This window comes from Providencia alcalifaciens DSM 30120 (genome assembly GCF_000173415.1).
GTDB classification, from domain to species: Bacteria; Pseudomonadota; Gammaproteobacteria; order Enterobacterales; family Enterobacteriaceae; genus Providencia; species Providencia alcalifaciens.
In genome coordinates, this window is sequence record NZ_ABXW01000004.1 from 254,194 (window position 1) to 279,336 (window position 25,143).

The window sequence follows — 25,143 nt, forward strand, 5'->3', positions numbered from 1 at the left end:
GTATGACGTAGAGCTAATAACAATTCATAAAACGGCAGATGATAAAACTTACACACCCCAGCGTGGGATGTTGTGGTCGCCGTAGGAGATACAAACGTTCTTCATTTCGGCAAAGACCTCGAAGCTATACTCACCGCCTTCACGGCCGACGCCGGAGGCTTTCACGCCGCCGAATGGCTGACGTAAGTCACGAACGTTCTGGGTGTTAACAAACACCATACCCGCTTCGATATTGCGCGAAAGTCGTAGGATCTTGCTGACATCTTGAGTCCAAATATAGGAAGCCAGACCATATTCCACATCGTTTGCCATACGCAGACCATCTTCCTCGGTCTTGAATGGGATCAAACACGCGACTGGTCCGAAGATCTCTTCTTGAGCCACACGCATGCGGTTGTCGACATCGGCCAGAACGGTTGGGCGTAAGAAGTGACCGTTTTTCAGGTGCGCTGGCAGATCCGTTGGTTTGTCTGGACCACCCGCTAACAGGGTTGCACCTTCTTCCATACCAATGCGGATATAACCAGAGACTTTGTTCCAGTGCTGCTGGCTGATCAGCGCACCCACTTGGGTTTTCGGATCCGTTGGGTCGCCGACGATCAGGCGATTTGCACGCTCAGCAAAGCGTTTTACGAATTCTGGGTAAATGCTTTCTTGGATGAAAATACGTGAACCCGCAGTACAACGCTCGCCATTGATAGAGAAAATGGTGAACAGCGCGGCATCCATTGCACGTTCAATGTCGGCATCTTCAAAAATCAGAACCGGAGATTTGCCGCCTAATTCCATTGAGTATTTTTTCAGACCCGCGTTTTGCATAATGGCGCGACCCGTTGCGGTGCCCCCTGTGAAGGAGACAGCGCGAACGTCATGGTGTTTCACCAGTGCATCACCCGCTGTAGCACCGTAACCTTGCACCACGTTCAGTACGCCTGCAGGGATACCCGCTTCAAGGGCTAATTCACCTAAACGGTTTGCAGATAGTGGAGATAATTCAGACATTTTCAGAACCGCGGTGTTACCTAGAGCTAAACATGGTGCAGTTTTCCATGTCGCGGTCATAAATGGCACGTTCCACGGAGAAATTAATCCGCACACACCCACTGGCTGGATCAGGGTGTAGTTCATCATTTTGTCGTCAACCGGATAGGTGCGACCGTTCATTTGCTGGCAAATTTCAGCAAAGAATTCAAAGTTGTGTGACGCGCGAGGGATCAACACGTTTTTAGTTTGATGGATAGGTAAACCGGTATCGTTAGTTTCCATCTCAGCAATCTGAGGAACGTTTTCGTCGATCAGCTCACCTAAGCGGCGCATTAAGCGTGCACGTTCTTTCATTGGCGTGTTTGCCCACTTAGGGAAGGCTTCTTTTGCAGCAGCAACCGCTTGGTTGATCTCGTCTTGGCCGCCGGATGCCACTTCCGCTAATACTTCACCCGTTGCTGGGTTAGTGGTTTCGAAATACTCTTTGCTTTCAACGTTTTTACCGTTGATCCAATGGTTAATCTTAGTCATCACACTCGCTCCTCATACTCTTTTTCGCTGATAATGGTATTGATCAGCCTGCCCACACCTTCAACTTCAACGATCACTTCATCACCCGGAACTACATCGGACAGCCCTTTTGGCGTGCCCGTTGCGATCATGTCGCCCGGTTGCAGTGTCATAAAGTCACTTAGGTAGGCAATTAAAAATGGGATATTAAAAATCAGATCCGCGGTGGTGCCTTTTTGACGCAATTCACCATTAACGTAGGTGTACAGTGCGAGGTTGTGTGGATCTTTAATATCTGACTTGTCTACCATCCATGGGCCGATTGGCGTCAACGTATCGCGGCTTTTTACGCGTAGGTTTGGACGGTAGTAATTCTCTAAATAGTCACGGATCGCGTAGTCGTTACATACGGTGTAGCCCGCAACATAGTTCATCGCATCTTCTTGGGAGACTTTGTGAGCCGCTTTACCGATGATAACCACCAGTTCAGACTCATAGTGCATGTATTCAACATTGTCTGGGCGCACGGAGACTTGGCGGTGACCTGTTAAGCTGTTTTCTGCTTTGATAAAAATCAGTGGCTCTTCAGGTGGCTTAAATTCTAATTCAGTGGCGTGGTCGGCATAGTTCAGACCTAACGCGAATAAAGTACCTTGTGCAGGTGGTAGCCATTCAACATCTGCGCTATCGCCAGCAATTACATTGCCATTTGGCAGCTTGATGGCTTCGTCGTCACCGACAGTGACGGAATATTCAGTGCCTTGATAACGAATTTTTGCGTGTTTCATGATTATTGTCCTCCTGCCGCAACAACGTTGTTCTTGAGGCTTGGGAAGCCAGCTGCTTGGATCTCAACGTGATCACCCGGTTTGATGGTGACGCGTTTATGAGGAGTACCCAGTAAAATCACATCCCCTTGTTTTAGGGTTGCAAAGTCGCTCAGTGCAGCCACTAATTCGCTTGCGCTACGAACGAGATCTTTGGTTGACCATCTGTCAGCTTCTTTGCCGTTAATCAGCGTCACAATATCAACAGGTGAAGATAAAGCGGTTTTCACTAACTCGCCGATTGGGCAGAACGTATCACGGCATTTAGCTTTAATCGCAGGGCGGTAGAAGGTGTCTTCTGGCAGGCTGACTTCGTTTGCCAGTGCAAAGCCCGCAATAAATTCCAATGCATTTTGTGGCGTGACTTTTCGCGCATCTTTACCGATCACTAAAGCCAGTGTTGCACCACTTTGCACTTCTTCTCCTACGGGATGCAGGATGTTATCTCCGGAATTAATGCGTGTATTACGCGGCTTAATAAACCACACAGGTGTTTTCGGTGGGGTTTTATAAGGGGCTTGCTGGAACGCCTCGAGCCAATGATCAAGTTGGCTTTGATGGTTGAGGGCAACGGCAAAAACAGTGCCTTTCATTGACAACTCCTTATTAAAGAGATCGATTCTGAGTAATTATTAATATATTAATAAAGTATTATTTTGTAATAAGCAATAGCTTTATGGAAATGTTAATTTTAATTGTGATCGTATTAACATAATCAGATGACCTGAATGTAAGTTGCTGTAATTATTTGAATTATTTTTTTTAAGTTTTTTAAAAATTTACAACATATTAACTTTATAATTTTGATGAATTTTATTTACTCATTAATATTTTGGTATTTTTCTTTGAGATTGTTAGTGCTGCATGCTACTCTTGCATTTAAGATAATTGAGTGTGTTGCTGTTACCTCCGTGATTTTTTTGCTCGCTGTCAATAGCGTTAGAAATGGTAACCAGCACGGAGGCTGACTAAACCCTATTGTGGGTGTTTAATAACTTTAAATAGCGTGGTGAGTTTTAAGCTTATGCATGAATCATTGACAATTGCATTATTACAGGCGCGAGAGACTGCAATGGGCTTCTTTCGACCAATATTGAAATCTTATAATTTGACGGAACAGCAATGGCGCATCATTCGTGTATTAGCGGATAATCGTTCGATTGATTTTCATGAATTATCAGTGCAAACCTGTATTTTACGCCCAAGTTTGACGGGGATTTTGACTCGTATGGAGCGTGAAGGGCTTATTTTCCGTTTAAAGCCATTGAATGACCAACGTAAACTGTACGTGTCACTGACGCCAACAGGACAAGACCTGTATGACAAAGCGCGTCAGGAAGTTGAAGAGGGTTATCAAAAGATTGAACAGGCTTTCTCCCAAGAGAAAATGCAGCAATTGACGGCATTGCTGGAAGAGTTGATTGCTCTGGAAAGCCCAGATTATAGCAATATTATGGATAGAAGTAAGAGCGCATAAATATACTCGTCATACTTTGAACCGCAGCGTTGTTGGTTACGCTCAGCAACTCAGGTCACATACTTGTGTATGCTCCCCGAGATAGCTTCTCTCACCGCCTAGCTGCAATTCAAATTATTTAGAGTATAGCTTTTGTCATACTTTGAACCGCAGCGTTGTTGGTTACGCTCAGCAACTCGGGTCACATACTTGTGTATGCTCCCCGAGATAGCTTCTCTCACCGCCTAGCTGCAATTCAAATTATTTAGAGTATGCATTTGGGTCATATTTTTAGCCGTTACTTACCCAGTAAATGTAAAAAGTGAATATGTTTTTCATACTGGTCGAGGATGTCATGGATGATTTGTTCTTTCGCCCAGCCCATCACATCGTAGTCTTGCCCACCTTCTTTTAAGTGAATTTCTGCACGGTAATATTTTTGCTCTTCACTTCGCTCTTCATCGTTGTCATTTCCCATTCCCGCAAGGGCGAATGCGGGTTGAATGTAGTAGCGTAAGCGAACTTCATACAGAAAGTTCATATCGTCGCCTAAATCGACTTCAAATCCGATTCTATCGTCTTTATCTGTATGGATATGGCAAACGGTACCTTGCTTAGCTAACTCCTCGGAAACCATCTCCATGGATGGCTTCACGGACTCTTCCATAAAGCGTTTTACATGAGCGCGTTTCGGGAAGTAGACAATATTACGTAAACGGCGCTGCCATGGAATTGGATTACGACTAGCGGTAGGTGCAATGGTGGCTAATTGCTGGCTATCTCGTTTATAGGCATCCACTCGCAACGCTTTAAATAGCCCATAAATAGAGATAAGCAGAACGATAGCAAATGGCAACGCGCTAGCGATGGTTAAGGTTTGCAGCGCTTGTAGACCACCTGCAAGTAACATCGTGATAGCGACAACGCCCATTAATCCTGCCCAGAAAATACGTTGCCAGACAGGCGTATTTGAGTCCCCGCCAGAGGCGAGAGTATCCACTACCATTGCGCCAGAGTCTGCGGAAGTGACAAAGAACACCACCACCATCAACATGGCGAAGAAAGATAATACGGTTGAGAATGGGAAATAAGTTAAAAACTCAAACAGAGCGAGGGAGACATCGGACTGCACAGTTTCTGCCAGTCGGGTGGCTCCTTGATTTTTAATCAAGTCGATGGCGGTATTACCAAAGAAAGTCATCCACATCAGGGTAAAGCCAGCTGGCACAAACAACACCCCAGTCACGAATTCTCTGATAGTGCGGCCACGGGATATTCGGGCGATGAACATCCCAACAAACGGTGACCAAGATAACCACCAACCCCAATACAGTAATGTCCAGCCCCCTAGCCAATCACTCGATTTGGGTTCGTAGGCATATAAGTTAAAAGTTTTGCTGACTATCTCAGAAAGGTAACCCCCTGTATTTTCCACAAAGGATTTTAATAGCAGCACGGTTGGACCTAAAATCACAATTAGCAGCAATAAGAGGAAGGCGAGACCGAGGTTCAGCTCAGATAAAATACGGATCCCTTTGTCGAGCCCTGAGACGACGGATAAAGTTGCGAGAGCGGTGAAGGTGATAATCAAACCGACTTGCACAGTCTCATTCACAGGTAAGCCGAACAAGTGGTTCATTCCCGCATTCACTTGCAGTACCCCAAAGCCAAGAGAGGTCGCGACACCAAACACGGTACCCACGACCGCAAAGACATCAACCGCATGACCTAGGGGACCATAAATTCGGTCGCCAATAATCGGGTATAACGCAGAGCGTAGCGTGAGGGGTAAGCCATGGCGATAGCTGAAAAATGCCAGAATCAAGGCGACAATGGCATAGATAGCCCAGGCGTGTAGCCCCCAATGGAAGAAGGTGAGGCGCATTGCTTCTTTCGCCGCTTCTATCGTTTGAGGGTCACCCACTGGCGGGTTGAGATAGTGCATGACGGGTTCGGCAACACCGAAGAACATCAAACCGATTCCCATTCCTGCGGAAAATAGCATGGCAAACCAAGAGACATAGCTGAAATTGGGTTGAGCGTGGTCAGGACCTAATTTTATTTGTCCATAACGCGAGAGTCCCAGATAAGTCACACTCAGCAAAATGATGGCTACAGCAAGGATGTAGAACCAACTGGCATTGTTAAATAAGTTCTTTTGAAGATGACTTAGATGAGATTCTGCCATTTCAGGCATTAAGGCGGCAAAACCGACGATAATCAGGATAACGAGTGCCGAACTGTAAAATACAGGAGGGCTGATTTTAGTACGTACTTTTTTAGTCTCAGTAACGTTTTGACTCATAACGACCTTCTTTGATTTTTATTTTATTTTTTGCATACCAATGATAAGGGGGGCATGCGGCGTGCTGTCCTTCTGAATAAAACAATAGGTTATTGCGAAAGGGTTTCCCTGTAGGAAACGAGGTAGAAAGAACAATAAAACGACTAAATTGTGAGCGTTGATAACGGTGTTTATTAGCTAAGTTATCAACAAAAATTGGCGAGTGATGACCCCCTTTGAACCCTAAAACAAACAAAAAACGAAAGGGTATACTGCCATGGTAAAAAACAATGATCAACCTAATCGGGGAAATGAAAATAAATAATAGGGTGAAATTTCATGTTATTTATCAATCTATTGTTTACTTATCTTACTGTATTTTTGTGTTATTTATAGGAATTAAACCAAGTGAGCAAAAGAGATGGTTATGTTTATAAGGAAGGGCGAAAAACGAGTTAACAATAGCATGCGTTAGGTTTTTAGTGCATAAAAAAGCAGGCAATCATTGCCTGCTTTTCACGTTAAAATAGACAGAAATACGCGCCGTTATTTCTTCGCGTCATTCTCAGATTTTAATTCTCCAGTTTTGTTTTTAGCGTCAGTGGCAAGTTCATCTGCTTTATTGATTGCATCGGTTTTCACCTCTTGTGTTTTTTCTGAAAACTCACTCGATGCTTTATCGTACTGATCTTTGAGTTTATCGGCAGAATCTGAGGCGTCTTGTTTCAACTCATCGGCCTTTTTCTCGCCTTGGTCAACTAACTCTTTGGTTTTATCTGAGAGTTCGGATGCTTTATCTGAAGCTTCATTTTTCACATCTTGCGCAGTCGCTTTTGCGCTATCAGATAACTCAGTGGCTTTTTGCTCAGTCGCGTCTTTTAACTGGGTAGCTTTTTCTTCGACTTGTTGAACTGCGGTGTCTTTTTTGGCGGAGTCATCACAACCCGCAACCAGTGTTAAAACGCCAGCTACAACAAGGGAAGAAATGATTTTATGTTTCATTATTAATTCCTTAACAGGTAATGTTAGAAAAATACTAATTAAACGGTAAATTCATTTGGAGCTAAGATACCGACATACACAGATAAAAATGTAGCACATGAAATGAAGATAGATCCATGAATGGGATGTAAATGATGGTCGTAGAAAGAGGATAGTGCAAGTGAGTGAACACCCACTTGCACTGGTTGATGACTATTTCTTTAAGTCATCATATAGCATCATAGAGGCTTTATTTTCAGGATCGCCAATCCAACGAGGTTGAGGTTGGTAATCTTTATTGATTAAACTTTTTTGTGGTTCAAAACCGGTGTAATTCAAACCCGCTAAGTCAGACCATGTATAGATAAAATCCATAGTGCTGTATGGGCGAGTTGTTTTATCTTTTAGATCAAACTGGTGACTTTGTAGCCATTCTGGAGACTGCCACACTAAGAATGGAACGTTGTACATCACTTTGCTTGGTTTGCCTTCACTACGACCTAACATTTCATGAGGCGGCGTATCATAAACATCTTCCCCGTGATCAGAGAAAAAGACTAAGAAGCCATTTTCCTTCGATGAATCGAAATCTTTGATCAGTGAAGAGACCACATAATCGTTGTAATGCTGGGCATTATCATACGCATTGTAATCTTTGATTTGGTCGCCTTTAAGGTTTGTCGGTACAGGGCTATTGCTATCCGTAAAGAGGGCTTTATCTTCAGGATAACGGAACTCATAGCGCATGTGCGTACCGAGTAGATGAACGACAATAAATTTCTTTTCAGCAGGATCCGCTAACGCTTCTTTGAACGGATCAAGCACCACGTCGTCATAGATTCGTGAGCTCTGTGCCATATCATTATTCAAATAATATTGCTTATCCGTTTGACGAGAGAATGCAGTTAATAAGGTGTTTCGCTCAGTCATGGTCTGCTGGTTAGTGATCCAGAACGTTTTGAAACCAGCCTGTTTCATCATATTCATGATAGAAGGGCGGGAATTAAACAGATCCGGCTCAGTTTCTGAAGCAAACGTTAAAATTTGCTGTAATGCCTCGATGGTATAAGGACGAGGTGTTACCACATCATTAAATACCGTCAAATTGTTTGGATACTGTTTTTCAAGCTGGTCGAGCTCTGGCGTTGTCTGGCGAGAGTAGCCATACAAGCTCATTCTATCGCGGCTGGTAGACTCACCAATGACCAAAACAAAGGTTCTCGGGGTATTGCCATTCGCATCGACGAAATTTTCTAATGGTGGAATTTTGCTATTGTCGCGAATTAATTCTTCCATATTAGCGAGCTGATTCTTATACAGGAAGTAACCACTCACAAACTGCCATGGTGCGGCATACGCGAGCTTACTGTTCACATAAGACACGACGTTTTCAAAAGGACGCTGTTGTTTAATGGCTTTATTGTAATAAGGAACGGCAAACAAGATTGCCAGAATCAGGAGCGAAACAATGACACGCCCAGTTACTGGTAGCGTGACAGGTTTTAAGCGAGTCCATAAGAAAATTGCGCCAAGTGTATAGGCAAGAATCACCGCAATCACTTTAAAACTCAAATACTGGCGTAGGAATTCGCCTGCTTCGTTGGTATTGGTTTCGAACATCACAAACATGACGCTTTGCGACAATTGATGCCCATAGACTACGAAATAGGCTAGGGCAACGACCGAAGATAGCCACAATACAATCCCAATTAAGCCGGCTACCAGTTTGATTTTTCGAGGGAAAAATAATGCTGGGACGAGCCAAAGTGAGCTATACAGTAAAGAATCTCTTAATCCAATGGTGTTACTTTGACCCGTGATGACCACATACAGCTGTAATAAAGATGAAAAATACCAGAAATAAATTAATAGCCAGAACAAAGACATCCAGCTAAATTTTCCTGTTTTTATCGAATTAACCATAAATTTTTAGCTCTTAATTATTAGTTTCGTTAAGTAACAATCAAACCATAGTCGAAAAATCATTTTTTAGATAGAAAGTCATCGAGTTAGTTCAAATTATATTAATAATGAACTCATTACAGATAATGAGTAATTTATTACACTGATTATCAATGATTTTTAAATAATGTATAAGTTTTTCTTTTCATCCATCCTTTAATGATTAACTCATTAAGAAATGAGGCTTTTCAGATAGATTTTTCATTTATTGCATAAGTCATGGAATTGATATTATTCTTTGTTAATCTATTCGCTGGAAATACCAACCGGCGATTTAATTGATGGGTGGCACAACACGATGCTAGATAACGCCTTTGTGGCTTTTTTGAGATCCGCTTTAGCCGTAAGAATTTTGCTCTCCATTCTGGTGATTGTTGATGGGGGCTTAATCTTAAAACCGGTGCTGAGTGCTTACACAGACTATATCGATTGGCGCCAAAGTGGATTTACTGAATGGCTAAAATCCCTCGGATTTATGAAATTATTGGATATCCCGCGCTTTTTATTAGGGATCGCGTTGATATTTTTATCGCTATTTATGATTAACGGTGCGCGTATAGCTTGGGTTTTTGCACTATTGCTACTGGCGATTATCGCGTTTGTAGATTTGCGGATCGCTGTAGACCACGTAAGACAGGGATATTTCTCGTTTGGTTTGCTGGTTGCATTAACGCTGTTTTGGAAGCTTTACCCTCGACATAGTATCAGTAGCGCGGGTTTTGTTGCGCTTACCTGTATTATTTCATTATTGATCTACTCCATTTTCGGTACGCTGTATATTGGTGATGAATTCTCGCCAGTTGTGAAAGATGGCACCACGGCATTCTATTTTGCGCTTGTTTGCATGACGACGGTGGGGTTTGGCGATATTGTTCCCGTGACAATAGATGCCCGTGTATTTACGGTCACCGTGATTATTTTAGGGATCACTATTTTTACTACTTCCGTGGTGTATGTGGTGGGTGTATTAGCGAAAGGAACGAAAGAGATTGTTCGTAAGAGGTTTTCATATATGAAAAATCATTATGTCGTTATTGGTAGTACACCGATGGCAGTTAATATCTACCAAGCGCTGAAAAAACGGGAACTTCCTGTCGCAGTCATTTGCCAAGATAGCCACCGTAGCCACTACCCTGAAAAAGACAATATTGTCACGGGGGACCCGACGGATTCTGCATTATTGGCAGAGGCAAATGTGAAGCAGGCTAAATGCGTGCTTATCATGACCGATAGTGACTCTTTGAGTACGTTTGCCTTGCTGGGAGTGAAAGAACAATCAGGCAGCAAAGGTGAGGCGAAAACGGTGGTATTAGTTAACCAAGAGTCAAATATGGATAAAATCCGTTTGTTGCATCCTGATATGCTATTTTCACTCTCTTCTCTTGGCTCAGAAGTTTTGATGCAAGTGCTTTGCGGTGAAACAATTTCTAATGACAGCATTAGTGATATGCTGCTGAGCAAAGTCACCAAAAGCTAGCGATTTCACGGATGTTAAAAGGAACTCAGCCCCATGTTAAGTGCGGATAAAATTACCTGCCACCGACAAAATAGAACGTTATTCCGGCAACTGGATTTATCCGTTTTACCGAGTCAAATTTTGCAGGTGGAAGGTCCGAATGGGGCAGGGAAAACGACCCTGTTACGCATGATGGCTGGGTTATTAAAGCCAGACGAAGGAACGATTCTATGGCAGCAACAATCGATTGAAAAACTAAAGGAAGAGTTTACTCGTCATCTATTGTATCTGGGGCATAAACCCGCCGTAAAATCATTGCTGACACCTTATGAAAATCTGAAATTTTATTATCAAATGTACCACCATGAGCCAGAAGGGGACAAAATCTGGTCTGCATTAGAAGAGGTCTCTTTGATGGGATATGAAGATATTCCGGTGGGGCAGCTTTCGGCAGGACAGCAGCGTCGGGTCAATCTTGCTCGCCTATGGCTAAGTGAAGCGCCGTTGTGGATTTTAGATGAACCATTTACGGCTATTGATGTAGCAGGTGTTAATCGTTTAACTGAGCGTTTTCATCAACATGCCCAGCAAGGCGGTATGATTTTGTTTACGTCGCACCAAGCGATGACAGGGCATTTTGGTACGTTAAAACTGACAGGCGGGTATGAGTGATGTTTTGGTTATTAATAAAAAGAGAGCTCAAAATTGCGTTTCGCAGTTTCTCTGAACTCGTCAACCCACTGTGGTTTTTTTTGATTGTCATTACGTTATTCCCGTTGAGTATCGGACCTGAGCCTCAATTGTTGGCGCGGATTTCCGTCGGGATTTTCTGGGTTGCGGCAATTTTATCATCACTGCTTTCGTTAGAACGCTTATTTAAAGATGACTATTTGGATGGCTCTCTCGAGCAATTGCTATTAGCGCCTCACCCACTGTTTATGACTGTGTTAGCTAAGGTGATCTCCCACTGGTTAGTCACGGGATTACCGTTGGTACTGCTTTCTCCTGTGGCGGCGGTCATGTTATCGATTAATAGCGAAACATTGCTAGTGCTAGCGGGTACGTTATTATTGGGTACGCCAGTATTAAGTTTCATTGGGGCGATTGGCGCTGCGTTGACGGTATCACTGAAGAAAGGCGGCGTTCTGGTCAGCTTATTAGTATTACCGTTGTATATTCCGGTTCTGATTTACGCCACAGGGACAATGGAAGCACACAGTTTTAATATGCAGCTTGGAGGCTATTTTGCCATTCTAGGGGCATTGTTTGCGGCAAGTATTACGTTCTCTCCACTGGCGATTGCGGCGGCGCTAAAGATTAACGTGAGTAATAGTTAGGGAAGAACCTTGTTAATTTAGCTGATATAGTCAAAGCGTATTCTATCTGGCAAAAGGAAAATTATCATGTCCGCGGTTCCCCTGATCAGTAGTGAGAACTTTAGCCGATTGTTATCTGACCCAATGCAATCGAGTGGGCAATGGGCATTAATTTATTTTTCTGCGTCTTGGTGCCAGCCTTGTCAAACAATGAAGCCTATCTATTTACAATTAGCAGACTACTTTTCTGATAATGGCGGCTCGCATTTTGGTGGGAGTGTACATTTTGGAATAGTGGATATCGCCCAATCTCCGACAATAGCCCCTCAATACGGAATTAAATCTGTTCCTTCTATTGCGCTTTTTCATGATGCTCGTTTGGTGGATTTGATAGCCGGGGAATATCAACTTTCTTCACTGATTGCGAAAATAGAAAATAAGCTGTTATGTTCACATTAATCTTTGAAGGATTAGTTATTGGCTGCCTATTAGGATTAACGGGGGCTGGTGGGGGTATTTTGGCGGTCCCCGCTTTAATGACCTCTCAAGGCTGGGATGTAGCGCAGGCAGCTCCTGTAGGCTTATTAGCGATAACGTTAGCTGCATTTGTTGGTGTTATTCAAGGGCTGATTCAGCAGCATATTCGTTATAAAGCTGCCATATGGATTGCATTGATTAGCATACCAGCGGCTAAATATGGCATTTATTTAGCTCAAATTATTTCACCACAATGGCTGGTTTTTGCCTTTAGCATTGTGATGTTTATTGTTGCATATCGAATTGTTTTTAATAAGGTTATCGATATTGATGATGCACCCTGCAAAATCAATCAGCAAACTGGAAAATTTATTTGGAATATACAAACGGCATCTATACTGGGTGGAATAGGTTTGGTTGCAGGATTGCTGACGGGCTTATTAGGTGTCGGGGGCGGATTTATTATTGTGCCTGCCATGAGAAAATTCACTAATTTAAATCTTAAAAGCATTATTGCTACTTCGTTAATGGTGATATTTTTAATCGGCAGTATTAGTATTTCAATTAATATATTCAATGGGTTTGAGTACCCATTAGAGGTTAGTATTACCTTTATTTCAGCCTGTGTTTTGGGACTGATTATTGGTCGGGTTTTGATTGGCTATATTCCTGTTAATATTGTGCAATTTATATTTTCTCTATTAGTGGTTTCAGTTTCTATTTATTTATTATTTTCTGTGTTTGTTTTTATTCTCAATGATGGTATTCCCAGTTTGTTAATATAATATTTCTATTTTAATCATCATGTGATTAGTGCGCTAATCGAATATTTTATTTTTTTAATGTTGTGTTGGTAGAATTTAAAATTAAGAATATTAAGCAGAAGATGCGATTGGCTTGATGCATAAGAAAGAAAACTGATTTATCTTCAATGATAAATAGGTATAATGGATTAATCGCAATTCTTATTCAGCCGCGACATCAAAAAACACGCTATACCCTACCAAATACAATAATCATTACAGGTTGATTAGCATAATTATGACTAAACAAGATAGTTCAACAACCATCATTGATATCGCTAAGCGCGCTAACGTGACTGATATTACCGTATCTCGTGCTTTTAACCATCCTGAATTGGTAAAAAAAGAAACACGGGAAAAAATACTCGCGATCGCACAAGAGTTAAATTACGTTCCCAATGTATTTGCGCGTAACTTAAAGAATAAAAATAGCCGAATTATTGGTGTTGTGACAGACAGCACGTTTAACCCCTTCTATGTGGTTTTAATCCAGACGGTGTCGCGCTTAGCGAAAGAAAAAGGCTATCAGGTCATGATTTTTGATACTGATAGTGATGAAAAAGCGGAGCAAACCGCGATTGAAACCTTAGTGAGCTATAAAGCCAGCGGCATTTTGCTTTCGCCTGTTCGTGATGATAAAGCGTACCAACCAAGTTATTTGTCGTTGATCGATCAGCATCAAGTCCCATTAGTCTTTGTTGACCGCTCTATTTATGGAAGAAATTATCCTGGGCTATTTTTGAAGAATTTTGAAATTGGGGCACTAACAGGAAAATATCTAAACGAACAACGCAGTGAAAATACGTTAATTATTTCAGGTCCTGAACATTCTGAAATTAGTCTTTCCCGTCTCGCGGGTATTTATGATCAATTTACGCATCATAAAAATATTCATGTTTTGTACAGTAGCTATATTTTTAGCAAAAAAGATGAAGAGTATTTAAGAGAAAAATTCAAAGAACTCTATACACCAAATATGTATGTTGTGGGACTAAACGGGATTATTACAGCGGGAATGTATAAGATTATTTCTGAGCTCGGATTATCTTGTCGTTATTTTTCGGTAGATTTACCGCCTTATGCTGATACTTATCATTTATCGATTTCAGGCGTTCACCATGACTCAGTTTATTTAGGTAAACGAACAGCTGAATTATTGTTTGCAGAGATAGAAGGTGGCTCCACTAAAGAAACGGGTTCTAAGCAAATCTTTGTCAATGGGAAATTAGTGACTTACGATTAAAAAAATAAGGATTTCATCATGAAATCCTTATTTCTATTTATCGCTAAATATAAACTTAACGTTTCATTGAGCTAATTAAGGTGGCACCCCAGATAATTAAACCTTTCACAATATATTGAACGTATGGAGATATACCCAATAAGTTCAAGCCATTATTAAGTACACCTAAAATCATTGCTCCGATAAGTGTCCCAATAATCATCCCGCGACCACCGGCGATAGATGCACCGCCTAAAACCACAGCAGCAATCGCATCAAGTTCAAAACCGACACCGGCGTTAGGTTGACCGCTCATTACTCGAGAAGTAAAAATTAATCCTGCGAATGCAGCGGTAAAGCCGCTGATGACATACACCAGCATTTTGTAACGTTCAACACGAATACCACTTAAACGCGCGGCTTCTTCATTACCGCCGATGGCATAAATATAGCGACCAAATGGAATGTGGTTGAGAACGACATAGAAAATCAGATACAAACCCAGCATTAATAGGATAGGCACTTGAATTCCCATTAACTCTTCACGTCCCCAAAACGCAAACTCTTGTGGCAAGCCTGAAATCGGGTAACCACCGGTATAAATGAGCGCCAAGCCTTTTGCGATAATCATCGCACCTAAGGTGACAATGATGGGTGGCATTTTACCGTAAGCGGTTAAAATTCCATTAACAAAGCCAAACGCGATACCTGATAGCAAACCCAGAGTAATGGCAAGGGAAGGATCCATGCCATAGTATTTCATTAATCCCGCCATTAATGTGCCGGATAGTGCCATCACCGCGCCAACAGAAAGGTCGATCCCTCCCGTTAAAATGGCAAATGTCATCCCGATAGCAATAATTGCGTTAATGGAAACTTGGCGAGCAATCGTGGATAAGTTATTTACCGTTAAAAAATGCTCATTAAAAATGGACATACAAGCAAATAAGATAATTAACCCAACGAGAGGTAAAAATGCCGGTATTTTGGTTAATCTGGCAAAATTAAGTTTATTCTTCGCCAGTGGAATTGTACTTTGATTAGACATAGTCATGATCCTATATAATATTGCCGGCCGCATGTAACATAATTTGGGTTGAGTTAATATCATCCCCACTTAATTCAGCAGCAACTTCACCATCTCGAAAAACCAAAACTCGGTCACTCACGCCAATCACTTCAGGCAATTCTGAGGAGATCATAATAATTGAGATACCTTTTTCAGTGAGTGAACGCATTAACTGGTAGATTTCTGATTTTGCCCCAACATCGATACCTCGCGTAGGCTCATCGAAAATAAGAATTTTGGCTTGTTTATTGAGCCAGCGCGCAATAACCACTTTTTGCTGATTTCCCCCACTTAAGGTTGAAACCGCGGTATCCGCTTCGGGTGTTTTAACTTTGACTTGAGAAATCAAATCAAGCGATAACAAATGCTCTTTTTTATTTTGAATTAAGAACAATTTTTGGGCGTGGTTATTTAGCCAGATATTCTCTTTCACCGAAAATGGCAAAACTAATCCTTGGGTTTTACGACTTTCAGGTAACAGCCCAATCCCTAACTGTAGCGCTTGCGCCGCTGATTTCACTTTTACGTCTTGACCGTCCAAAATCACTTTTTTCTTGTAAGCTTTATCGGCTCCCATCATGGCAAGGATATTTTCAGTTCGCCCAGAACCGACTAAGCCCGCAAGACCAAGGATCTCGCCTTTTTTGAGTTGAATTCGGTTGGTTGGGCTAGTGGCAAACCGCTGAATATGGGCATCAAGAATGAGCTCTTGTCCTTCAAAATGACGTTTTGGCGGGTAGATATTCTCAACTTCACGACCCACCATCATCTCGATGATCACATCAAGGTCAGTTTCATCCACTTTACGTGAACCGATGTATTGGCCATCTCGCAGTACACTAATCGTGTCACAAATTTCATAAATCTCTTCCAAATGGTGAGAGATAAAGAACATGCCGACACCTTTGGCTTTTAAGTCGCGCATGACATCAAAGAGGTGATTTGCCTCTTTTGGCGTTAATGTCGCGGTGGGTTCATCTAACACCAGAATCTTGGCGTCTAAAGATAGCGCTTTAGCAATTTCCACGAATTGCTGCTCAGCGATACTTAAATGGCTAATAGGTTCATCAATATCAATATTAACGCCTAATTCAGATAGGAGGATCTGCGCCTTTTTACGCATCAGCTTTCTATCTAATAAGCCAAATTTATTTTTAATTTCCCGGTTTAAAAAGATATTTTCAAAAGCATTTAAATAAGGGATTAATGAAAACTCTTGGAAAATAATACCGACGCCTGCTTTGATAGCATCACGATAATTATGGAAGATGTGCTCTTCGCCTTCGATAAGTATTTTCCCGCTATCTGGTTTATGAATTCCACACAGCACTTTCATTAGCGTTGATTTACCCGCACCATTTTCACCTAGCAGTGCGTGTACCTCTCCTTTTTCCAAAGAGAGATTAATATTATCTAGCGCCTTAACCCCAGGGAAAGTTTTACTGACATCTTTTAATGCTAACAATTGCATCATGTTGCTTCCCTTATTTTCTTACCGCTTAAAAATGGGTAACAAAGCGAGTTGGAAAGATAAAAACGTTCCAATAAACATCGTGTCATTCATTTTTATTAAGAGGATTGCGCCAGGGATATAATCCACAGACGCAATACCGAGTTCGACTTACTTATTTACTTTATTAATTGCTGATTACCAATGGAAATCTTTGGCATTAGTTTTGTCGATTAATTTCACATCGAGAGGAACTTCTTTCGGTACGTTAGCACCCCAATGTTTTGCTAAGCCCATCGCCAAACCGATACGTACTTGGTCACGCGGGAACTGTGCAGAGGTTGCGATAAATGGTGAATTACCTTTTGCAATTTCAGCAACGGCTTCAGGCGAACCATCAACACTGACTAGCTTCACATCACGACCTGAAGATTCAATAGCGGCTAATGCACCTAAAGAGCCGACATCGTTAACGCTGAAAATACCGTTTAAGCCAGGGTTAGCTTGCAGCATGTTTTCAGTGACGTTCATCGCAGTATCACGCTCTTGTTTACCGTTTAATTTGGTCACAATTTTGATGTTTGGATACTCTTTCATGGCAGCTTCAAAACCACGAACACGCTCAAGGATTGGAACAACAGGAATACCATCAAGGATTGCAACTTGACCTTTACCGCCCAATGACTCACCCAGACGTTTACCGGCCATTAAACCCGCTTCATAGTTTTTAGAGCCGACGAATGAATCGATGGGACCATTAGCTTGCGCATCAATAGCAATAACCACAACACCGGCTTTTTTTGCGGCTAATACGGCTGTTTCTGCACCTACGCTATCCGCAGGGTTGATCAGCAGAATATCGATTTTCTTCTGTAGCATATCTTCGATGTCGCTAGTCTGTTTTGAGACATCGTGAGCCGCATCAGCAATATACAGCTGTGCACCCATTTCACCAGTTGCACTTTCTAAAGCCTCTTTCATTGTCACGAAATATTCGTTATTCAGTTCTTGGAACGACATTCCGACAGAAACAGGTTTTGCTGTCGCGTTAAAAGCCATGCCCAGTGTTAAAACGCTTGCTGCAACAGCTAACTTTTTAAATTTACTCAACATAAGATGTTCTCCTAAAGAGTCTTTAGTGTTATAGGGTACTGTTAATATTTATGATTATTAATGACTTACTTTAATTATGCTGATATTACATTTTCACTTCATGTACGACACAATCATTGAACGACAACAGCATTATGGCTTGATGACGACTTTGATGGAGTCGGCTGATTTCGCCATAACAAACGCCTCTTCCCAATCATCGATTGAGTAGAAGTGGGTAACGATATCGTCAGCACATACCAGCCCTCGGCTGAACAGGTCGATAGCAACCTCATAGCTGTACGGACCTAAGTGTGCGCCTCGGATATCTAACTCTTTGCGGTCACCGATAATGGACCAGTCAACCGTCGTTTCTTTACCGAAAACGCTGAACTCGACGAAGCGACCCAGTTTACGGATCATTTCTAACCCTTGAGTCACACCGATAGGCGCGCCAGTGGCTTCGATATACACATCGCAACCATAACCTTCGGTCATCTCCTTAACCAGTTTGATAGCATCTTCTTTCAGTGGGTTGATAACAACATCCGCACCAAATTTCTTCGCTAATTCAAGGCGCTCATCGATAGCATCAATCACGACTAATTTTTTCGGCGTTTTCAGTTTTGCAACTTGGATCATGCACAGACCTAATGGACCCGCACCGGCGATGACAACCACGTCATTTAAATCAATATCACCACGGCGAACAGTATGGATAGCACAAGCCATTGGTTCGATTAATGCCGCGTCTTTATCCGATAATTCATCTGGAATTTTATGAATAATTGCACGCTCAGAGAAACGCATATATTCAGCCATTCCGCCATCTGCGACTTCTTTTTGAAAGCCATAAATGTCATGGGTTTCACACATCCAATATTTGCCTGACTTGCAGAAACGGCATTCCCAGCAAGGGACAATTTGTTCCGCTAAGATACGGTCGCCAATTTTCAATTTATATTTTTCAGCGGACCCTTCGCCCAGTTCCGCAACGCGACCGTAAAATTCGTGACCGGGTACGACAGGTGCTTTGATCCATGGGTTTTCACCCCAGAACATTTGAGCGCCATCATTGGCTTTACAGTCACCTGCACAGATACCGCATCCATCAACTTTGATGACGACTTCACGAAACCCTGGTGTTGGTCTTTTAATGGCTTCAAAACGATAATCATGGGGACCATGACACACAACCGCTTTCATTTTTTCAGGTAGGGTACTCATATTCTAATAACCTCATTCTGGATGTTGGCTATAATGTTGACGTCAACATTGACCGTCGCTTTTGTATCTAAACCGTTCTCTTTGTAAAGTTTGACGGCTAAAAATAATAATAGTGTGAGAAGTGTGATGCTCTATTGTTATAAATAAATTATTTAATTTTTAATATGACGACGTCGTCATTTTTGAGAGATGCTAAATAAAAAAGTGATAATTGTGATTCAAATCTTATTTTTTATTTAATAACTCTTTTGTTTTTGTGGGTTAGCTTGTCAGATGAAATGCAAACTATGGTGGATGCGATGATTGTCGAAAGAGTATAATTAGTTTCATTATTTTCAGAAGAGAAGAATCTTTGAAAAAACATTTCAGCTAACACTTTACATTGAAAATTGAATTGGTTTTCTCAGGTTACTGTGATCATGATCGATTCGAAATGTGTGATAAATTCCTGATTATCCTTTTCTTTGCTATTTTTCTGATTGAATAAAAAGCATGTTATCGATAACTTAAATTAAATATCTCAATATTAATGACTTTGCTTAATTAAAAGGCTCAGAAATGGCAACGACGATGATTGTTCTTCTAATTTTACTTATTATTTTAGCTGGATGGGGAATTTCCATTTACAACCGCTTGGTGAGTACGCGGAATCAAGTGAGCAATCAGTTTGCCAATATTGATGTGATTCTAAAGCAACGAGCTGACCAAATTCCGCAATTAGTGACCGTTGTCGAAAAATCAATGGAGCATGAAACTGCGCTCTTTACCTCATTAAGTAATGCCCGCCAAAATTACTTTAATGCGAGAAATGTGAATGAAAAAATCGCCGCGTCGAATGAAATGGATAAAGCTTTAAAAAGTCTTGTTGCCATTGCGGAAAATTACCCAACGTTAATCTCTGGTGAACAATTTACGCAATTACAAATCGCATTAAGCGAAGTAGAAGATAAAATTGCTCAGCGCCGAGAAGGTTTTAATGATGCGACGACAGAATACAACACGGCGATCCAAATGTTCCCTGACAGTATTTTTGCTAATATTTTCGGTTTTGCTACGCTGCCTTTATTGGAAATTTCCGAGTCTGAAAAGAAATATGACGGTATTCAATTCAAATCATAATTAAAGGTATTATTGGTGAATATCTACTATGTTCTCGGCGCTGTATTAGGCGGCATTCTTTTTTATTTAGATCGCACATATTCAAAAAAGCGTAAATTAAATTGGGGAGCGGTTCCCTTTTTCGCTGTTCTATTTGGAGCATGGGTAACCCTTTCACCACAACCCAGTTCATACGAATCCTACTTTTTCTACGGGGCATCTGTCGGCGTCGCTTTTGTCGTGAGCCGTATTGCCGTAGGGGTAACGAAAAGTGCTTATACTCGCTATCAGCGTCTGCAAAACGAAGGGTCTTCAAAATTTGCAGCATTATTAAAGACGCTGATAGGTAGCGCATTAGCACTTTGTTTAGGCGTAGGTTTTTTTATTGATATTCGCGTCTTTTTTGTGGCCTTTGTCTTAGCATTTGTGTTCGGCATTATTGAAAATACCCCCGAAAAACGATTTCTCAAGTTTCAAAAGAATCTTGCCACTTCAAAAATCCGCTCAATTGCGATGGGTTTGGTCGAAGTGGAAGGAAAAATCACATCAGGTGCAGAAATCAAAAGCCAGTTGGGTAATCGCAGCTGTTATGGCTCTTTCTATTACGAATATTCTATTTCAAAAGATAAAGACGGTAAAAAAAGCTATACCCTTCAAGACAGTAAAACTCGGCTGCATAATTTCACCATTACGGATGATACGGGATCGGTCAAGGTGATTTGTGATAATGATTATTTTATTCACACGGGATTAACGCCACATATGGATTATGAAAGTGGTAGTCGTCGCTATAAAGAGTATTTACTTGAAAGTGGAATGAGTTATTTATTGATTGGTTCTGCGGACAGCGAAAATGGCAAAGTAGTGATTACCCGTAAAGCACCGCATATGCTATTAGGCGTTTCACCATCAGATTATGTCACGCGTTGGAATAAGTCTGCGCCAATGCGTAGAAACTTAGGCGTTACAGTAATGATTGCAGCTATTCTGATTGCCTTAATATTAATGACGCCTATGCGTTATCAAGATGGATATTTAACACTTTATTTTAACCACATTTCGTTATCTGACAGTGAATGATATGAATAACATTATTTTTTGGATCTTTGCTGTTGTCATGGGGACCATTTTGGTTCGCTATATAGTGGGGATCTACAACAACATTATTTTCTTAAAAAATAATTGTGAGAAAGCCTTCGCTAATATAGATGTGCTTTTGAAAAAACAAGCAGACCTAATGCCGCAATTAACCGTGATAGCCGAAGGCGCGATGGCTCACGAAAAACAATTGATAAGCGAATTGCTGCGAAGCCGTGAACATTATCTATCGACGAAGCAGCTCGACATGAAAGTGGATTCAGCGAATCAATTTCACTCACACTTAAAACCGGTTTTTTTACTAGCAGAAAAGTACCCTAAATTAATAAGTCAACAGGCTTTGTTGGCATTGCAAGCTTCAGCAAAAGGTATTGAAGATCAAATTGCGGATCGTCGTGAATTCTTTAATCAGACCGTGACCTTATACAACACGAATATCCGACTGTTTCCAAATCTGATTTTTACTATTTTGTTTCGCTTCAATGATATTCCATTGCTGTATGGTCAACGGGGGCGAGAGACATTGTCATGATGACGATTCCTTTTTCATGGTTTGGTTTTACCGATTGGCTGCTGGATAAAGGTGAGGCAGGGCTAATCGTGATGTTTGCCACGTTTGGTATGATCCCCGCTTGTATTGTGGTTACGTTGGGAATGAAAGCCATTGGATTGAAAAAATTTATCGCGCCTATCGTATTGGGAATGATGAGCTCTATGTTTGTGAGCATGATTGTGTTGATCCCATTGTTGTTAATATTCCGTTTGGGAGATATTCCAAAAGCGATACTCATTTGGATGGTCGTGCTGGGAAGCTGCGTGACATTTTTCCTCATGAATATGGATTACGTGGATATATGGACATCAAATCGAGTGGAAAAAAAGAAACAAACAGTGGCTGCGAGAAAGAAACGGAAGAAATAGTAGGACGTTGTATTAGATTTTTTAGAGGAGTAAATGGAAAAAACGTATTTTTTCACTATTTTCGGCATTATATATGACTGTTTTTTAGGACAGATCAAGAAATAAATTTTCCGCTTATATAAGAATAGGGCTATAATTCACCGCTTAAAAAACAGTTATTGGAATAAGCTAGTATATATAATTAGGGAGTATTCAAATTAAGATTATCCAAATAGGGATTTTTAAGGGATAATATAGTTTGATTAACGAATATTACTCTTCATTGGTGTAACAACTTGGGTATAGTTTCGTATGAATTTAATTGGTTTGTAAAGTTTCTTCAGTTTACTGTTAATAGGTGTGAATCGTTTTTTGAGGAATTAATTTTTAACCAATTGATTTTTATGGGTATAAAATTTTTTTTGCTTTTTCTTATCTGTTTACTATCTTCTTTTTTTACTCTGTATGTGTGTTAAATTGTGTTTTTTTATAGATCAAAACAAATTAAAAGAATATTTAGCATATAAAACTGTATTTGTATTCTTTTTATGACTATTCTAGGTTTATATATACTTGATCGACAGTCTAAAAATGATCTGTAAGGCTTACTTGTTTGTTTTCTATAATGAAACATAATGAAATACTTTGTAATAAAGTGAATTTAAATATTTTACCTTATTTTGACCAATTTAAATCCTGAAAATATATGCTTATAATGAGTCCATCGAATTAATTGAGCTGATGGAATTTATTAGCATTAAATCGATTTTAAAAATAAATAAAGCCAACTAAATATCTAACATTTTCCTGTTGGAATTTTAATTTTTTAAAATTCTAAGAGGAGGGGTTTTATTTGTTTAAATATTATTTTTATTTTATAGGATTTATTTCATGTTTAAGAAAACCATAATTGCATTATCTTTAATTACTTTCTCTGGTGCTACATTAGCTGCAGCTCCCGTTGCAAATTTAAAAGTAACAGGATCAATTACGCCACCAACGTGTACTATTAAAGGTCAAAATGAAGTTGACTTAGAATATGTATTTGATGTGTCCCCTGGTATGTTCCCTGTATCAGGTAACTTATTATTAGATGCAAAAACAAATAATATCGAAGTTGTTTGTGACGCCTCGACCTATTTAACATTCTCTTCAACGGATAACCGTGCGAGTTCTGTATTAACCGCTGGCGTATATAACTTCGGTTTAGGTCTGTTTGATACGGATAAAAAAGTGGGTTTTTATACAATTACAATGAAAAATGCGACAGTGAAACAAGATGCTTCAAGCGCGGCTCAAACTGTTGGTGTATCGAATGGAACATCATATGCAACATCATTATCTGTTGATAAAACTAAAAAAATTGGCGTGGGCAACAGCAGCAAGTACATTGAGAGCAGGGCAAATTTTTTCTGCTGACCTTGATGTAAGACCAACGCTGAGTTCTGAGCTGAAAACCAGTTCAGGTGATGCTAATTTAGATGGCTATGCAACATTAGCTTTCGCTTTCTCACTGTAAATTCGTTATTAGGATGAATGGATATAGCACTATATCTATTCATTATGGGATCGCTTTATGATGAAAAAAGTAACGACATTAATATTATCGACAATATTAATGTCTCCAGCTGTATTTGCAGGTACATCTGCAAATATAAAAGTATCTGGTGTTGTTAAAATGCCAACTTGTTTAATTAATGGTCATGAGCAATCAGATATTATTTTTGAATTAGTAAAAACATCACCAAGGTATTTAAGTCAAACGTCATATACTGTATTGCAGTCTCCAGTGAAAAAGAATGTCACTATTACGTGTGATGCAGAGACGTATTTAACATATCGAGCAACGGATACGTATCAAAGTACACCATGGCCTACTGCAAGCGGCGATAATTATTTTTTTATGGTGAATTCGGATCATACGGATAAATCAATTGGTGCTGTAGTATTTTCTGTTTCTGATGTCACTATTGATGCTAAAACTGCGTTTGTTGCAAAAGATGGTGTAACAGAAAATAATGGCATTATGACTAAAAAAATACTGAATGGCTTTGGTACGAAGAGCTCAACAATATTTGCTAATAAATTGACAGCTGGAAAAGTATTTTCAGCAGATTTTTTAACTAGTAGTGTTTATATTAGCTCAATCAACCAATTAACAGCGTCTGGTATTGATTTGACGTCCAATGTTGATTATCAAGCAGAGGCCGTGCTGGCTTTTAACTTTGGTATTTAATTAAGCTTTAATCTGAAGTGTTTTTTGGGGAATGTATGCGTTTATTTATTATGCCAGCAGCTAAAGCTACATTGTTATTTACATACTGTAGCCTGTTTTTTAGTGAAGCAGCTAATTCGCATAATTTTCAAAGTAGGAATATTCTTGAACAGATTGAATCTCCTCCTACGTGTGAAATTGTCATCCCTGATGGCGGGCAATATCAGTTTAATCAACTGCATGCCCGCCAGTTTGACCCAATTAAGATGACTGAAATTCCTGAGATTTCGAAAACATGGCAAGTTTCCTGCAATACGCCGACTCAGTTACTTATTCAATTTTCTGATAATCGAAGTGATACGTCACAAATGGGAAATGAAAGTTACTTTGGGTTAGGGAAAGTGAATAACCAAGGGCGATTAGGTAACTATCAGCTCATCCTTAATCAGCCTAAAGTTGATGGGCAATCTGTTGGAATTGGAGTCGTTGAAGGTGTTGGAATGATTCAGCGAACTCAGGGGGAAGCCGTATTAAAAAGCAAACAATACGCATGGTTTACAAATGAAAACGTATTATCCAGTGGGAAAAACTTCTCCGTAAATATAGCGGTAAAACCCATTCTTAATAGCCTTAAAGAGACAAATGGTCCAATTATTGAGGCAATGGAATTAGATGGTAGTGCAGATATTATATTTTCATTTGGAATATAACTTTAA

The 25,143-nt window shown here is 40.5% G+C and carries 24 protein-coding genes; 14 read left to right on the plus strand and 10 right to left on the minus strand.

Going from position 1 to position 25,143, the window contains the following annotated elements:
* Positions 1 to 48 precede the first annotated feature (48 nt).
* The 3 genes from hpaE to PROVALCAL_RS01610 are packed head-to-tail and all read right to left on the minus strand — an operon-like array spanning position 49 to position 2,914.
* On the minus strand, positions 49 to 1,515 hold the full coding sequence (hpaE, locus tag PROVALCAL_RS01600) for a 5-carboxymethyl-2-hydroxymuconate semialdehyde dehydrogenase (RefSeq protein WP_006657319.1): 1,467 nt from the start codon (positions 1,513 to 1,515) through the stop codon (positions 49 to 51).
* Complete coding sequence (locus PROVALCAL_RS01605) at positions 1,515 to 2,282, minus strand: fumarylacetoacetate hydrolase family protein (protein ID WP_006657320.1); 768 nt, start codon at positions 2,280 to 2,282, stop codon at positions 1,515 to 1,517. The genes hpaE and PROVALCAL_RS01605 overlap by 1 nt, the downstream gene beginning before the upstream one ends.
* Before the next feature lie 2 nt (positions 2,283 to 2,284).
* The gene (locus PROVALCAL_RS01610) at positions 2,285 to 2,914 is read right to left on the minus strand and encodes a fumarylacetoacetate hydrolase family protein (RefSeq protein ID WP_006657321.1); all 630 of its coding nucleotides are present in this window, start codon (positions 2,912 to 2,914) and stop codon (positions 2,285 to 2,287) included.
* Between the two features lie 431 nt (positions 2,915 to 3,345).
* Between PROVALCAL_RS01610 and hpaR the strand changes: the two genes are divergently transcribed.
* Positions 3,346 to 3,798: a homoprotocatechuate degradation operon regulator HpaR gene (hpaR, locus tag PROVALCAL_RS01615; RefSeq protein WP_006657322.1), complete on the plus strand. Its 453-nt coding sequence runs from the start codon at positions 3,346 to 3,348 to the stop codon at positions 3,796 to 3,798.
* A 277-nt stretch (positions 3,799 to 4,075) separates the two neighbouring features.
* Here hpaR and PROVALCAL_RS01620 read toward each other — a convergent pair whose 3' ends face one another.
* The 3 genes from PROVALCAL_RS01620 to cptA all read right to left on the minus strand — a co-directional run bounded on the left by PROVALCAL_RS01620 (position 4,076) and on the right by cptA (position 8,965).
* Positions 4,076 to 6,082, minus strand: coding sequence for a BCCT family transporter (locus tag PROVALCAL_RS01620; protein WP_006657323.1), 2,007 nt, complete (start codon positions 6,080 to 6,082; stop codon positions 4,076 to 4,078).
* 525 nt (positions 6,083 to 6,607) lie between these two features.
* Positions 6,608 to 7,063, minus strand: a complete 456-nt coding sequence (locus PROVALCAL_RS01625; protein ID WP_006657325.1) for a hypothetical protein — start codon at positions 7,061 to 7,063, stop codon at positions 6,608 to 6,610.
* A gap of 192 nt (positions 7,064 to 7,255) precedes the next feature.
* A complete protein-coding gene (gene cptA, locus PROVALCAL_RS01630) occupies positions 7,256 to 8,965 on the minus strand; it encodes a phosphoethanolamine transferase CptA (protein ID WP_006657326.1) in 1,710 nt (569 codons plus the stop codon).
* Positions 8,966 to 9,302: 337 nt separating this feature from the next.
* On the opposite strand from cptA, the gene PROVALCAL_RS01635 reads away from it, so the two are divergent.
* From PROVALCAL_RS01635 to PROVALCAL_RS01660, 6 genes are all read left to right on the plus strand, one after another.
* On the plus strand, positions 9,303 to 10,481 hold the full coding sequence (locus PROVALCAL_RS01635; protein ID WP_006657327.1) for an NAD-binding protein: 1,179 nt from the start codon (positions 9,303 to 9,305) through the stop codon (positions 10,479 to 10,481).
* Positions 10,482 to 10,514: 33 nt separating this feature from the next.
* Positions 10,515 to 11,132 carry a cytochrome c biogenesis heme-transporting ATPase CcmA gene (gene ccmA, locus PROVALCAL_RS01640; protein ID WP_006657328.1) on the plus strand — a complete coding sequence of 206 codons (618 nt, stop codon included), beginning with the start codon at positions 10,515 to 10,517 and terminating at the stop codon, positions 11,130 to 11,132.
* Positions 11,132 to 11,797: a heme exporter protein CcmB gene (gene ccmB / locus PROVALCAL_RS01645; RefSeq protein WP_006657329.1), complete on the plus strand. Its 666-nt coding sequence runs from the start codon at positions 11,132 to 11,134 to the stop codon at positions 11,795 to 11,797. Before ccmA ends, ccmB begins: the two co-directional genes overlap by 1 nt.
* 66 nt (positions 11,798 to 11,863) lie before the next feature.
* On the plus strand, positions 11,864 to 12,235 hold the full coding sequence (locus PROVALCAL_RS01650) for a thioredoxin family protein (RefSeq protein WP_006662714.1): 372 nt from the start codon (positions 11,864 to 11,866) through the stop codon (positions 12,233 to 12,235).
* Positions 12,223 to 13,038 carry a sulfite exporter TauE/SafE family protein gene (locus PROVALCAL_RS01655; protein WP_006657331.1) on the plus strand — a complete coding sequence of 272 codons (816 nt, stop codon included), beginning with the start codon at positions 12,223 to 12,225 and terminating at the stop codon, positions 13,036 to 13,038. The genes PROVALCAL_RS01650 and PROVALCAL_RS01655 overlap by 13 nt, the downstream gene beginning before the upstream one ends.
* Positions 13,039 to 13,294: 256 nt before the next feature.
* Positions 13,295 to 14,299 (plus strand): LacI family DNA-binding transcriptional regulator, encoded by a 1,005-nt coding sequence (locus PROVALCAL_RS01660; RefSeq protein WP_006657332.1) that lies wholly within the window; start codon positions 13,295 to 13,297, stop codon positions 14,297 to 14,299.
* A 55-nt stretch (positions 14,300 to 14,354) separates the two neighbouring features.
* On the opposite strand, the gene PROVALCAL_RS01665 is transcribed toward PROVALCAL_RS01660, so the two are convergent.
* The 4 genes from PROVALCAL_RS01665 to PROVALCAL_RS01680 form a co-directional block, all read right to left on the minus strand.
* Positions 14,355 to 15,326, minus strand: coding sequence for an ABC transporter permease (locus PROVALCAL_RS01665; RefSeq protein WP_006662711.1), 972 nt, complete (start codon positions 15,324 to 15,326; stop codon positions 14,355 to 14,357).
* Between the two features lie 10 nt (positions 15,327 to 15,336).
* Positions 15,337 to 16,821 (minus strand): sugar ABC transporter ATP-binding protein, encoded by a 1,485-nt coding sequence (locus PROVALCAL_RS01670; RefSeq protein WP_006657334.1) that lies wholly within the window; start codon positions 16,819 to 16,821, stop codon positions 15,337 to 15,339.
* Positions 16,822 to 16,995: 174 nt separating this feature from the next.
* On the minus strand, positions 16,996 to 17,856 hold the full coding sequence (locus PROVALCAL_RS01675; RefSeq protein ID WP_392397799.1) for an ABC transporter substrate-binding protein: 861 nt from the start codon (positions 17,854 to 17,856) through the stop codon (positions 16,996 to 16,998).
* A 186-nt stretch (positions 17,857 to 18,042) separates the two neighbouring features.
* Positions 18,043 to 19,116: an erythritol/L-threitol dehydrogenase gene (locus PROVALCAL_RS01680; protein ID WP_006657336.1), complete on the minus strand. Its 1,074-nt coding sequence runs from the start codon at positions 19,114 to 19,116 to the stop codon at positions 18,043 to 18,045.
* 558 nt (positions 19,117 to 19,674) lie between these two features.
* Here PROVALCAL_RS01680 and PROVALCAL_RS01685 point away from each other — a divergent pair.
* The 7 genes from PROVALCAL_RS01685 to PROVALCAL_RS01715 all read left to right on the plus strand — a co-directional run bounded on the left by PROVALCAL_RS01685 (position 19,675) and on the right by PROVALCAL_RS01715 (position 25,137).
* Positions 19,675 to 20,235, plus strand: a complete 561-nt coding sequence (locus tag PROVALCAL_RS01685; RefSeq protein ID WP_006657337.1) for a LemA family protein — start codon at positions 19,675 to 19,677, stop codon at positions 20,233 to 20,235.
* 15 nt (positions 20,236 to 20,250) lie between these two features.
* Complete coding sequence (locus PROVALCAL_RS01690; protein ID WP_006657338.1) at positions 20,251 to 21,294, plus strand: hypothetical protein; 1,044 nt, start codon at positions 20,251 to 20,253, stop codon at positions 21,292 to 21,294.
* A 1-nt stretch (position 21,295) separates the two neighbouring features.
* On the plus strand, positions 21,296 to 21,844 hold the full coding sequence (locus PROVALCAL_RS01695) for a LemA family protein (RefSeq protein ID WP_039861400.1): 549 nt from the start codon (positions 21,296 to 21,298) through the stop codon (positions 21,842 to 21,844).
* Positions 21,841 to 22,233 (plus strand): hypothetical protein, encoded by a 393-nt coding sequence (locus PROVALCAL_RS01700; RefSeq protein WP_006657340.1) that lies wholly within the window; start codon positions 21,841 to 21,843, stop codon positions 22,231 to 22,233. The genes PROVALCAL_RS01695 and PROVALCAL_RS01700 overlap by 4 nt, the downstream gene beginning before the upstream one ends.
* A gap of 870 nt (positions 22,234 to 23,103) precedes the next feature.
* Positions 23,104 to 23,631, plus strand: a complete 528-nt coding sequence (locus PROVALCAL_RS01705) for a fimbrial protein (protein WP_006657341.1) — start codon at positions 23,104 to 23,106, stop codon at positions 23,629 to 23,631.
* A gap of 157 nt (positions 23,632 to 23,788) precedes the next feature.
* Positions 23,789 to 24,448, plus strand: coding sequence for a hypothetical protein (locus tag PROVALCAL_RS01710; protein WP_006657343.1), 660 nt, complete (start codon positions 23,789 to 23,791; stop codon positions 24,446 to 24,448).
* 35 nt (positions 24,449 to 24,483) lie between these two features.
* The gene (locus PROVALCAL_RS01715; protein ID WP_006657344.1) at positions 24,484 to 25,137 is read left to right on the plus strand and encodes a DUF1120 domain-containing protein; all 654 of its coding nucleotides are present in this window, start codon (positions 24,484 to 24,486) and stop codon (positions 25,135 to 25,137) included.
* Positions 25,138 to 25,143 lie beyond the last annotated feature (6 nt).